This window comes from Streptomyces sp. NBC_01478 (genome assembly GCF_036227225.1).
Taxonomy (GTDB): Bacteria; Actinomycetota; Actinomycetes; order Streptomycetales; family Streptomycetaceae; genus Streptomyces.
On the sequence record NZ_CP109444.1, the window covers coordinates 354,895 to 367,436 of the forward strand.

11 protein-coding genes are annotated in these 12,542 nt (G+C 68.5%); all 11 read left to right on the forward strand.

Features of this window, described 5'->3' with window-relative positions; genetic code table 11:
• The first annotated feature begins 123 nt into the window (after positions 1–123).
• On the forward strand, positions 124–1,506 hold the full coding sequence (locus OG223_RS01450; protein WP_329241165.1) for a hypothetical protein: 1,383 nt from the start codon (positions 124–126) through the stop codon (positions 1,504–1,506).
• Complete coding sequence (locus OG223_RS01455) at positions 1,506–3,029, forward strand: class I adenylate-forming enzyme family protein (protein WP_329241168.1); 1,524 nt, start codon at positions 1,506–1,508, stop codon at positions 3,027–3,029. Before OG223_RS01450 ends, OG223_RS01455 begins: the two co-directional genes overlap by 1 nt.
• Positions 3,016–4,323, forward strand: a complete 1,308-nt coding sequence (locus OG223_RS01460) for a type III PLP-dependent enzyme (RefSeq protein WP_329241171.1) — start codon at positions 3,016–3,018, stop codon at positions 4,321–4,323. The genes OG223_RS01455 and OG223_RS01460 overlap by 14 nt, the downstream gene beginning before the upstream one ends.
• Positions 4,323–4,580 carry an acyl carrier protein gene (locus tag OG223_RS01465; RefSeq protein ID WP_329241174.1) on the forward strand — a complete coding sequence of 86 codons (258 nt, stop codon included), beginning with the start codon at positions 4,323–4,325 and terminating at the stop codon, positions 4,578–4,580. Before OG223_RS01460 ends, OG223_RS01465 begins: the two co-directional genes overlap by 1 nt.
• 31 nt (positions 4,581–4,611) lie before the next feature.
• Complete coding sequence (locus OG223_RS01470; protein ID WP_329241177.1) at positions 4,612–5,811, forward strand: acyl-CoA dehydrogenase family protein; 1,200 nt, start codon at positions 4,612–4,614, stop codon at positions 5,809–5,811.
• Positions 5,804–6,967 carry an acyl-CoA dehydrogenase family protein gene (locus OG223_RS01475; RefSeq protein ID WP_329241180.1) on the forward strand — a complete coding sequence of 388 codons (1,164 nt, stop codon included), beginning with the start codon at positions 5,804–5,806 and terminating at the stop codon, positions 6,965–6,967. The genes OG223_RS01470 and OG223_RS01475 overlap by 8 nt, the downstream gene beginning before the upstream one ends.
• Before the next feature lie 32 nt (positions 6,968–6,999).
• Positions 7,000–7,689, forward strand: coding sequence for a 4'-phosphopantetheinyl transferase family protein (locus OG223_RS01480; RefSeq protein WP_329241183.1), 690 nt, complete (start codon positions 7,000–7,002; stop codon positions 7,687–7,689).
• A gap of 1 nt (position 7,690) precedes the next feature.
• Positions 7,691–8,653, forward strand: coding sequence for a hypothetical protein (locus tag OG223_RS01485; RefSeq protein ID WP_329241185.1), 963 nt, complete (start codon positions 7,691–7,693; stop codon positions 8,651–8,653).
• Positions 8,650–10,203, forward strand: coding sequence for an amino acid adenylation domain-containing protein (locus tag OG223_RS01490; RefSeq protein ID WP_329241188.1), 1,554 nt, complete (start codon positions 8,650–8,652; stop codon positions 10,201–10,203). Before OG223_RS01485 ends, OG223_RS01490 begins: the two co-directional genes overlap by 4 nt.
• A 25-nt stretch (positions 10,204–10,228) precedes the next feature.
• Positions 10,229–10,723, forward strand: a complete 495-nt coding sequence (locus OG223_RS01495; RefSeq protein WP_329241191.1) for a flavin reductase family protein — start codon at positions 10,229–10,231, stop codon at positions 10,721–10,723.
• Between the two features lie 243 nt (positions 10,724–10,966).
• Complete coding sequence (locus OG223_RS01500) at positions 10,967–12,298, forward strand: MFS transporter (RefSeq protein WP_329241195.1); 1,332 nt, start codon at positions 10,967–10,969, stop codon at positions 12,296–12,298.
• The last annotated feature ends 244 nt before the right edge of the window (positions 12,299–12,542 follow it).

Consider the following 12,542-nt stretch of genomic DNA (forward strand, 5'->3'; position numbering starts at 1 on the left):
CCGATGGTCGCGGCGAAGGTCCACGGCGTCCTGATCCGTCGGCCTTTTGGCAGCAAACTTACGGCCGGGCACGTGGCCGATGCGGCGATAGGGGGACCTGCATGTTGAATGCATGGCACGCGAATGGCGGCGATATTAACTCGCTCCGATAGCTTCATCGCCGAGCCAGAAATCAATTCCATGAGGGACGGGACGATGGCGCGCTACAAGGCATCAAGCTCAAGCGATGCCGGCCTTCGCAGGAGGGACCCGGACGACCCCCTGCCGCAGCCGGCCGAAGACCTCGCCGTGCGTCCGCTCGACCGCGGACACCTCGAAGTCCCCCGGCGCACTCCGCTGCGGACTCCGCCGCCTGCCATTCCGTACGAACTCTTCGACTGCCTCCAGGTAAACCTCGCCGTGCTCGCCGACAGGTGGCATGGTGCCGGCACCCACCTGCGTCTCGGCGCGACACTGCACTTCGGTCCCGAGATCGGGGCCAACGGGTTGCCGACCGTGGAACGGACCGTCGAGCAGCACCTTGCCGACGCGCAGAGCGCTCTCGGAATCGCCGTGCGCGCGCTGCACCGGACACCCGCGACGGCCGACATCCCGTCGACCGAGGGGTGTTACGTGGTGTCGGACGCCTATCACTTGCCGTGGGTGCCCTACTTCCGGCAGCGCCACATGGCGCACAGTTTCCTCGCCGAGGCCGACGGCACAGGCGACGTGAACGTCGTGGACGGGTATCACAACGAAACCCCGTGGGGCAGCGCGCGCCCCGGGCTGTGGACCCTGCCTGCCCAGGACTTCATCGCCGCCGTGCCCAGCCCTGCTCTGATCGCCGAGCTCGCGCCCGCAGCCGAGGGGCCCGGCCCGGCTGCAGCCGCCCTTGATCTCGCGGGCCCTGAAGCCATTGACGCGTACATCGACGCCTATGCGCAGTACCCCGACCGAAACACGGCCCTCAGTCAACTCACCCTGGAAACCTGGTTCCTCGCCCGCTCCCGCAAGCTGCACGCCGCCTTCCGCGCAGAGTTCGGACCGTCTCCGGACAGCGCCGTCGACGCCCACCTGCGCGCCTGGGGCTCCCTCACCGAGCAGACCTACCTGGCCGTGCGCCGGGTCGAACGCGGCCGGACAGAGCCCCCGGCGCTGCTGCCCCGCCTCCGCGAGCAGTTGCACGCGGACAGCGTGGTCTTCGGCAACGCCCCGGCTGCGGGCGATATCGCCGAGTCGCCCTCCGCGGTGGGCGCCGGGCTGCGCGGCACTGTCGCCGGTGTGGCCGCGGCGGTGCTCGGCACCGAGGTCGAACCGCTCCTGAACGGGCAGTTCCTCAGCGATGTACCGCGGTTCAGCTCCTTCCGGATCGTGGAGATCGTCGAACGTCTGGAGGAGGAGCTGCACTTCGAGTTCGACGCTGAGGACCTGGTGCCCGAGAACCTGCACGACATCGACGCCATCTGCGCAATCGTGCGGCGATCTCTGTACGCCGAGCCTGCGCCCGCTCACCTCGAAGAGGCCTGATGACTACTCAGCCCCCTGCTGTGCTGCTGCCCGAACTGCTGGACGAGGCGGCTGTGCGCTGGCCGGACCGCCCCGCTGTGACTGGCCACGACCGCACCATCACCTACCTGGAACTGGCCGCCGCGAGCCGACGCGTCGCGTACTGGCTGGGCGAACTGGGTCTGCGGCGTGGGCACCGGTTGCTGGTCAGCGCACAGGCATCCACTACGGTGCCCGTTCTGGTCTACGCCGCCTCGCGCCTGGGCGTGGCATTCTCGCTGTTGCACGAGCAGGTACAGGGCGAGCATCTGGAGCACGTGCTCAACGACAGCGAACCCATGCTGATCGTCAGCGACTCCGTGCTCAACCAGGCGACGGCGGGGCAGCAGGGTGTGCGGGCCGAGGACCTCGCGACCGTGACAGCACGCGCCTTCGACACCGAGGGCAAGGACGGGCCGATACCGACCGCGCCGCTCTCCGTGGACCCGGTCTGCCTGATCTACACCTCTGGCACGACCTCGCTTCCCAAAGCCGTCGTGAGCACCCACCAGCAGATGCTCTTCGCGGTACGGGCGATCCAACAAGAGCTGGGCTACCGTCCGGACGACGTGGTCTACAGTCCGCTCCCCCTTTCCTTCGACTACGGCCTCTACCAGCTTTTTCTGGGAACCTGCAGCGGAGCCCACGTGTGGCTGGGCCGGCCCGCGGAGGCAGGGCCACCGCTGCTGACCAACTTGCTGCGCTCGCGGGCCACCGTGCTCCCCGCGGTCCCCGCGGTCGCCGACACCCTGGCGCGACTGCTGCGACGCGCCGGCGATCGCAAGCTCTCCTTGCGCATGCTGACCAACACCGGTGCCGCGATGCCGCAGGACACGCTGGCCGTGCTGCGCGCGAGCCTCCCCGGACTCGACGTACACCTGATGTTCGGGCTCACCGAGTGCAAGCGGGCCACCATCATGCCGGCGAACGGGGATCTGGCCAGGCCTGGTTCGAGCGGGCTGGCCCTGCCCGGCACCGAGGTCTTCGTCGTCGACGCCAAGGGTGGGCGTCTGCCGGCCGGCGAGATCGGCGAGATCGTGGTCCGTGGCCCGAACGTCATGTCCGGTTACTGGCGGCATTCCGAACTCAACGCCCACCGCTTCCCCAAAGCCGAGGGGCTGTTCCCCGAACTGCGTACCGGCGACTACGGCCGGCTCGACGAAGAAGGCTATTTGTACGTCGAAGGTCGACGCGACGACGTCTACAAAGAGAACGGCTTCCGTGTCAGCGTCATCGAGGTGGAGGCAGCGGCACGCCGTCTGCCCGCCGTCAGCTCGGCGGCCGTTCTGGCCCCGGACGGATCAACACCCGCCCGCCTGTTCGTGACCGTCACCGACGAGCTGAGCGCGGCAGACGTGCTCCGGGCGATGCGTCGGGTGATCGAGGAGTACAAGATTCCGCGCACCTGCCTCGTGCTGCCGGAGCTCCCTCTCACCGGGAACGGAAAGACCGACCGCAAGGCGCTGGCCGCCCTGGCGAACCAGGTGAACCATGTCCAGGGTTGAGGGTCAAGCAGGTGTGCTGCCCGTTCCGCCGGCCGATCTGGAGGGCGTCCCCACACCCGCGTACATCTACGACATCGCGGAAGTGCGCCGCAACCACCATCGGCTGCGCGCAGCCCTGCCGGACCGGACCGGCCTGTTCTACTCGCTGAAGGCGAACCCGCACCCGGCGCTGCTGACCACGCTGCGCGCGTGCGGCACACGGCCGGAAGTCTGCTCGACCGGCGAACTGGACGCGGCGCTCGGCGCGGACTGGGACCCCGCCGACGTGCTGTACACGGGGCCCGGAAAGAGCGATGCCGAGATCCGGGACGCCCTCACCCGCGGTGTGCGGCTGTTCTCCGTCGACTCGCCTTATGCGATCGAGCAGTTGGACAGGCTCGCCGCCGAGTTCGATGTCACTGCCCGCTGCCTGCTGCGGATCAACGACGACCAGCCGGTCCCCGGCCAGGGCCTGGTCATGACCGGCGTCGCCTCGCAGTTCGGCGCGGACACGGGCTGGGTGATGGCCGAGCCGGAACGGTTCACGGACCGGCCCAGGGCCGAAGTCGTGGGACTGCATCTGTACATGGGGACGAACCTCACCGATGTCGACTCCCTGTACGGCCAGTTCCAGCGCTCCCTGGCCACCGCTCGGCGGTTGACCGAACTGCTCGCCGAACACGGCGTACGGTTGCGCGTCCTGGACCTGGGCGGCGGATTCGGCGCACCGTTCGCCAAGGAGGGCGAGGCCGTCGACCTCACCGCGCTCCGCCCCCGCCTGCAGGAGCTCTTCGACGAGGAGATCCCCGGTTGGCGCGACGGGGCGCCGAAAGTGGTGTTCGAGTCGGGCCGCTACCTCGTCGGCACCGCCGGCACGCTGGTGACCCCCGTCCTGGATGTGAAGCGCTCCCAGGGCAGGGACATCGTCGTTCTCGCCTCCGGCATCCACCATCTCGGCGGGATGTCCGGACTGCGCCGACTCCCGGTGCTCGCTCCGCACGTGGTGCGCACCGCCGCCGGGTCCGACTCGGGCCCCGGGCTGGACGCCATCGTGGTGGGGCCGCTGTGCACCCCGCTCGACACCTGGGCACGCGGTGCGAAGCTGCCCGCCCTCAGCCCGGGTGATCTGGTCGCCGTACCCAATGTCGGCGCCTACGGGCTCTACGCCAGCCTCATCGGCTTCCTCGGCCACGCGCTTCCCGCGGAGGCCGTGGTCGACAGCGACCGGCCCGGCACCGCCCCGGTGACGACCCGTGTGTCACTGACCCGCGCCCCTGTTTCCGCAGCGTCCGATCCCACCACTGGAGTGAACTGATGGACCCCCGCTTCACCGAACTGCTCACCCCCTTCCTCAAGTTCCTCGGCGACCAGGAGATAACCGCCGAGACCCCCTTGCGGGAGCAGGGTCTGGACTCGATGCAAGCCATCGAACTGCTCTTCGCCATCGAGGACACCTTCACCGTGGTGCTGCCCGATGAAGACATGAACGACGCCACCTTCGCCACCGCCGGCAGCCTTTGGAACGTGATCAGCGCGGCCTCGGAAGCGGGCCGGGCGGCGAACGTCCGATGACCGGCCACGCCCGCCGAACCAAGGAGCGCACATGAACGCGATCGCAGCTGAACCTGCGGTCGTCTCGGATCCGCTTGCGCCCGGGCAGTTGGCCGGGCTGACCGACCGGGTCACCGCCGTGTCCGCCGAGCACCTGGACCGGACCGACCGCGACGCCGTCTTCCCCGTCGAAGCGCTGGACGAAATGCGCCGCTCCGGGCTACTGGGTTTGCTTGTGCCGGTCGAGTACGGCGGGCTCGGCGGCGGCATCCGGGACATGGTCGAAGCGTGCACGTCACTCGGACGTGTCGACATGTCCGTGGCGATGATCTTCGCCATGCACTGCCAGCAAGTCGCAGCGGTAGTGAGCTACGGCACCGAGCGGCTGCGCACCGAGCTGCTGCCCCGGATCGCCAACGGCAAGATCTACCTCGCCTCGGTCACCACCGAGGCCGGCAAGGGCGGCCACCTGCTCACAGCCGAGGCGGCCCTCGACGCCACAGGCGACGAACTGGACGTCGATCGGTTCGCGCCCATCGTCACCGGCGGCGCGCACGCCGACGGCTTCCTGGTGACCATGCTCGCGCCGGGCGCCACGTCGCCGAGTCAGGTGTCCCTCGTCTACGCGCACCGCGACCAGCTCACCATCGAGCAGACCGGCGACTGGCAGCCGCTGGGCATGCGGGCCAGCCACAGCGTCGCGCTGCGCCTGCGCGGCAGGGTGCCGGAGCACCACGTGGTCGGCGTACAGGGCGACTTCCGGGCCATCGTCACCTCGGTGTTCGGCCCGATGGCGCACCTGAGCTGGTCGGCGTCCTGGCTGGGCACCGCGGCCGGCGCGCTCTCCCGAGTACTGCGGATGCTGCGCTCGCCGGAGAACCGCAACCGGGTCGACCTCGGCTCCGAGCTGCTCCTGACCAGGCTGTCCCAGGCACGCAGGCGTCTGGACACCGTGCACGCCCTACTCGCGCAGACGGAGCGGACTGTCAGCCGGAGCCCCGATCTGAGCCTGCCGAAGATCCAGCTACAACTGAACGCGCTCAAGATCACGGCCGCCGAGGAGTGCTTCGCGGTCGTCGACGGCCTCATCGACGCGGTCGGCATGCGGCACGGCTATCTCAAGGGCTCCCCGACCCGCCTCGAACACGCGCTACGGGACCTGCGCTCCGCGTCCTTGAACTACAGCAACGACCGCCTGCACCTGGCGGACGGCAAGCTCGCCCTCCTCGATCCCGAGGTGCGGTTTGTCTGACCTGGCATCCGCTTCCCAAGAGGCATCGTCGGCCGGCTACCAGAAGCTGGTCTCGCAAGCGCTGGAGAGTCTTCCGGTCAGCGCTCCGGCAACCGCCGTGTGGCGAACGCTCGGGGCAGCCGGCGCCTTGCGCGCGCTGTACGGGAGCAGCAACACCCTGGGCCCGGTCGCGGACCCGGCACGCCTGGGCGCTCTGCTCCGGGCCGTCGACGCCCGCGGAGACAACGGAGCGACGCTCAGCGTGCTGGTTCAGGCGGCCAGCGCACTGCCGGTCCTCGGCTCCGGCCGGTCCGGCCCTGTGCCGTCCGCACCTTCTCCCGTCGCAGCCGCCTACGAACAGACCTTGGCGGGGACCACCCAGGTGGCGCTCGCCGCCACTGACGAGGCGGCCGCGGGCTCCGATCTCAGCGGACTCGGCACAGAGGTGCGGATCGAAGGCGACGAGCTGGTGGTCCACGGCGGCAAGCGCTGGGTGACCAACGCCGGTAGCGCCGAATACCTGCTGGTCCTGGGCCGGCACCGCCCCGGCCGACATTTCACCAACTTCAGCTGGGTCCTGGTACCGGCGAAGACGGCAGGCGTGACGGTAAGAGCCGCAGCGACCCACCTGCTCGCGAACTCGGCGACCGGGCACATCGGGTTCGACTCGGTGCGCCTGCCGGCTGATCACCTGGTCGGCAGAAACGGTCGCGGCATGACCGTATTCGCCCGGCACATGAGCACGGAGCGGCTCGCCGGGGCACAGTGGGCCGTCGCGCTCACCAGCCGGGTGCTCGCGGACACCCGCGAGCGCCTTCGACAGCGGACCGTCGACGGAGAGCCTCTGTGGCACAACGCGGTCGTTCGCCAGGGCTTCGCCGAGTGCCTGGTACGCGTTGCCCAGCTACGTGCGCTGTGCGACAGCCTCGCCGAGACGGCAGTGAAAGGGCAGAACCTGTCGGCCGGGGCCCTGTTGAAGTCCGCCGTCGGACTGACGGTCGACACCGTGCTCGCCCGGTGCACCCAACTTCAGGGAGCGGACGGCTTCGCCGCGGGCGGTGCTCAGGGCATCCGCGCGGAAGCCGGCGTCCTCGGTATCGGCGGGGGCGTGACCGAGTTGATGCTCGCCGGTGTGGCCGACATGTCCGAACAGCTCCTGGCGGAGCTACGGGCATGACAGCGACAGGACCGGCCGAGGAGTCCGCAAGCATGTCGATGCGAACCGAGAAGCCCGGTGGCCAGTACGAGATCACAGACGGGGTGTGGGTCCTGTGCCGCTCCGATCGGACGGCGACGGACACGGCGAAACCCCACCGGGACGATCTCGCCCAAGCGGAGGGCCTTCCGGCGTGGCGAGCCAAGGAGTTCCTGGCGGGGCGAGCCACCCTGCGCCGACTCATCCGCGAGGTGCGCCCCGACCTGGCGGACACGGCGGTCCGCACCGACGCACAGGGACGCCCCTGCCTGGTCGGACATCCGGACGTCGGCGTGAGCATCTCCCACGACGGCGGCCTCAGCGCCGCGGCCGTGGCACCGGGCCGCCGTGTCGGCGTCGACGTGCAACTCCCGCCCGACGAACCGTCCGAAGCCATCCTCCGGCGCTGTCTGAAGCAGCACGCCGCACAAGTCGAGGAGCTGCCCGCACCGGAGCGGGCCCTCGAACTCGCCTGGGTCTGGACCGTCCAGGAGGCGTGCGTCAAAGCGGCGGGCACTGGTCTCGCCGGCCGCCCCTGGACCATCGCCGTGACGCCGGGCCACCGTCACGGCCGCTGGGGCCGGTACCGGTGGACCAGTCTGCGCGACAGCTCCCTGATCCCGCTCAGCTGTGCCTTCACCCCTCGCGACGACCCCGATGCCAGGGGCCGGAGCAACGCCCTGCCCGCCGACCCGGAGTGCTGATGTGCTTGACGCCCTAGCGAAACCACCCCAGTTGAGCTGCTACACGACCGGCCTGATCTGCTATCTGGCATCGGAGATCCCCACCGTGACGCGCCGTTTCGCCAAGGCGACACGGTTGGCGGTGCGCACCGATCTGCCCGCGAGCGAGCTGGCCTTCTCCCACCACACCCGGATCGACATCACCGCGGACGGCGAAGAGCTGGCCTATCGAGGCGCCCCCGACTGGGGAACGGCCCAGGAAGGGCTGCTCGCGGAACTGAACACTCAAGGCCAGGTGTTGGTTGTCGCCAACACCGAGCACATTGAGTGGGCACCAGGATTCGGTCGGGCCGCAGCCCCGCACTGGATCTTGATCCGCGGGCGGCGCAACGGCTCCTGGAAGGTGGCCGACCACTTCGCCGCGCTCACCCCGCACGGCGAACAGGAGCCGTTCCTGGGATGGCTGGACGACGCCGAACTCGCGCGGGCCCTGGCGCCGGTCAAGGAGTTCGGGCCCGAGGTGGCCCGCCGGGACCGCATGGCCCTCGGCTGGGCCACGGCCGTTCCGCCCATGAGCCACCACCGCTGGCTTGTCCGCACCCGGGGCGACCGCGGGCCCGCGCAAGAGCCGCATGACGGCGCACCGGACGACGGACAGTGGCTGCTCGAACCGGTAGCGGTGCTGTCCCACATCCTCGCGACAATGCTCGCGGACCCCGTGGCGGCCGCTCGCTACACGGACGACTTGTGGGCCGCCGCACGCCACTACGCGCACCGGAACGCGGTCCTGGTCTCAGAAGGCTCGCTGGATCCCGAAGCGGCCGCTTCCGAGACCACAGCCTGGCAAGAACTCCCCAAGATACTGCGCATCGCAGCCCTGTCCGCGGCGCGCGGCCGACCGCGGACCGGTCTGGTCGAGGAGGCGTTCACCGATCTGATCCGTGCCACCGAGAAATCGAGCGCCGTCGTACCCAGCGAAGGATGACCGTGAAACAGACTCTGTACGAGTGGTTCGCCGCCTCCGGCGCGGAGTTTCCCGACCATGTGGCCCTTGAAATCGGAAGAGACCGCCTGACCTACCAAGAGCTCCAGGACGCGGCCGAGTGCATAGCGGCGCGGCTGCTCACCGCAGCCGACGGGGTGCCGCAGCGAGTCGGGCTGCTGGCCGAGCGCAGCGTCCTTGCCTACGCCGGCTATCTCGCGGTGCAACTCCTGGGCGCCACGGTCGTCCCGCTCAATCCGGCGTTCCCGGCTGCTCGAAACGCCGCGATCGTGACCGCCGGCGGCCTCGACCTCGTCCTTGCGGAGACAACCGGCCGAGAAACCACGGCCCTTACCTTGCCGGCCCCGGTCGTGGCCCTCACGCATCCGCCGACGACGGCGGAGGGGAACGACATTCCCGCTCCCCGGCCGACCGGGCCCGAGAGCATCGCGTATGTGCTTTTCACCTCCGGCTCGACGGGCACGCCCAAGGGCGTGCCCATCCGGCACAGCAATGTCTCCGCGTATCTCTCACACGTCATACCGCGGTACGAGTTGGGGCCCGGGAGCCGGGTGTCCCAGACCTTCGACCTCACTTTCGACCTGTCCGTATTCGACATGTTCGCCGCCTGGGGCAGTGGCGCCACCTTGGTCGTACCCACGCGACGTGACCTGATGGCGCCGGTTCGGTGGGCAGCGGAAGCGGAGCTCACACACTGGTTCTCCGTGCCGTCCCTGGTGTCTTTCGCACGCCGGATGCGGGCACTGAAGCCGGGGTCCCTGCCTGCCTTGCGTTGGAGTCTGTTCTGCGGTGAACCCCTGACGTTGCAGCAAGCTGAGGCGTGGGCCGCGGCTGCGCCGGAGAGCACTCTGGAAAATCTCTATGGGCCGACCGAACTGACCATCAGTTGCGCTGAGTTCCGGCTGCCCAGGGACGTCGCAGAGTGGCCCCGCCCGGCCAACGGCACGGTCCCCATCGGGGCACTGTACCCAGGACTTTCCTACCTGGTGCTCGATACGGAAGGGCTTCCCTCCGACGACGGCGAACTGCTTGTCCGCGGCCCTCAGCGGTTCCCCGGCTATCTGAACCCACAGAACAACTCGGACCGGTTCCTGCTGCACAACGGCGCCACCGGCACATCGGTCCCCCACTCCGGGGACTCCCCGATCACCACAGCCCACTGGTACCGCACAGGCGACCGAGTCGCCCGGCGGGACGGACAACTGATTCACCTGGGGCGAATGGACCAGCAGGTGAAGATTCGCGGCTACCGGGTCGAACTGGGTGAGATCGAGGCCCTGTTGCGCGAGCAGTCGGGCGTACGCGACGCGATCGTGATTGCGATCCCGGACGCTGTCGGCGACCTGTCCTTGGAAGCGATTTGCACAGGTCCGGATCCTCAGCCGGAACACATCCTGTCAGATCTGCGCTCCCGAATACCCGAGTACATGATCCCGCGGAGCGTGACCGTGTTTGACGAACTTCCCCTGAACATCAACGGAAAGATCGACCGACAGACCGTGGCCGCCATGATCGCCGGTCGGCGCGGATAGCCGCCGCACCGCCGAAAGGAGCGCGATGAAGACCGAGGACTGCATACCAGGCGATCTGAGCGTCTCCGCCGAAGAGTACCGTCATGCAATCTCCCGACTGCCGACCGGTGTCACTGTCATCACCACGATCGGACCTGTCGGATGCACTGCCAACGCGGTCATGTCCCTGTCCGTGGATCCGCCCAGTGTGCTTCTGTCCCTGACCACCACGAGCCGAACCCTGGCTCACATTCGGTCAGAGGGGCGCTTCGCGGTGAACGTCCTGTCCTGGACAGATCGACGACTGGTAGCGCAGTTCGCCACGGGTACCCAGGCGGAGCGGTTCGCGGGTGTGCCTTGGCATTGGGCAGGCGGCGTGCCCGTACTGACACAGGCTTCGGCCATTGTGGTCTGCACCGTGCGGGAAACAGTGTCGCTCCTGGACCACACACTGATCGCGGGCGCTGCGGAGTGGACCCAGGCCAACGACATACCAGCGACTGTCCTGTACGGGAACAAGCAGTACGCCGTGGGCCCCTGAGCCTGCCCCCAGGAGGCTGTGGAATTCAGCCACAGAGCAGCGCCGCCGGCTCCTCCGACGGCTGGAAGCCCTTGAAAGCATCGAGATCCAATGCAACGGTTGCGTCCCGTGGCCAGCCGACAGCCCGGGGACGAAAACGCCGAAGGTGGGGAATGGCGTGACGATCGCCAACATCGGTTTGTTGTTTCTCCGCGGGCCTTTGCAGTTCCGTGAAACCCCATGACTCAGAAAGCAGGGCCACCCATGCCCATTCCCATGCCAAAATCGTTGAGCACGCTGCGGGATCGCCCCTACCGACTCCTGTGGACCGCGCGCAGCATCTCAGCCGTGGGCAATGCCCTGATACCAGTGACAGTTGTCTTCGCCATCCTGCGCTCAGGTGGCAGCGCCATGAATGTCGGCACGGTACTGACCTGCCATGCGGTCGGCCAGGTGGCGATGCTGCCGGTGGGCGGAGTCTGGGCGGACCGGCTGTCACGCAAAGTGGTACTGATGGTGACCGACGCCATCCAGGCGGTCTGCTACGGCCTACTCGCCGTGATGATATTCCTGGATCAGGCGGCGGTTTGGCAGTTCGCCGTCACCTACACGATCGCCGGCATGGCCATGGCCTTCTTCACCCCGGCATCCAGGGCCGTCGTACCCGAGCTCGTCGACGCTGAGCATCTGCAACCGGCGAACGCCCTGCTCGGCCTGACCGACAGCACCACCAAGGTGCTCGGCCCGGCCCTCGCCGCACTGCTGTTGGCGATCTCCAGTCCAGGCACCGCGCTCCTCGTCAATTCCATCAGCTTCCTGCTGAGCTTCGCGCTGATCTCCCGAATGCACCTGCACAGGCAGGCGCAGCGGTCCGAGAAACAGCACTTCTTCGCAGACCTTCGCGACGGCTGGTTGGCGGTGGCCCAGCGCCGCTGGTATCTGGCCAACCTGCTCTGCTGGGGCGTGTGGAACTTCGCGATAGCGTTCTTCTTCGTCCTGGGTCCGGTCGTGATGCAGCGTGGCCACGGCGGAGCCACCGCCTGGAGCGTGATCATGATCACCGGTGCGGTGGGCTCCATCGTCGGCGGGCTGGCCGCGCTGCACTACCGGCCACGACGCCCATTGGTCACCGCGAACGCAGCCGCGGTGATCGGCATCCTCCCGCTGGCCCTGCTCGCTCCCCCCGCCCCGCTCCTCGTCATCGCTCTCGGCGTGGCCGTGGCCTTCACCATGACTTCGCTTGTCGGCGAGGTTTTGGCAACCACTCAGCAACAGCTCTTCCCCGAGGAGATTCAGGCCCGCGTCAGTTCGCTGGACTGGATGATTTCGTTGATCGCCATGCCCGCCGGCTACGCCGCCGCCGCTCCGGTCGCCCAGTTTCTCGGAATGCGCACGACCCTGCTGGCCGCCGCGGCCCTCATCGGCACACCTTGCCTGCTGCTGAACCTGCTGCCGGGCGTGCGCTCGGTCCAGCGCTTCCCCGACGGCACCATCGGCATCGTCGGCGAGCGGGATACCGCTGCGCCCCGCCCCGAAGTCACATCGGTTCCCTCTCTGGCAGTCCCGACCGAGACACCCGGTTCACAGGGCCGGTGAACCGCCCCGTCGCCACTCGATCCCGATGTCTCGGAACCCACCGTCGTTCCCGGATTCACAGGTATCGCAATTCACCCGAGACGCTGTCGAAGTGTCCTGATGCACCTGCCATTCGGGCACGCCATGCGTCCGCAATGCGGCACCTATATGGGGCTCGACTGGAAGTCGATCACCATGCAATGGTTGCTGGGCACACGCAGGCGAATCGGAGCTGATGACGCACGCCGGGCGCGCAGTCGGCGAC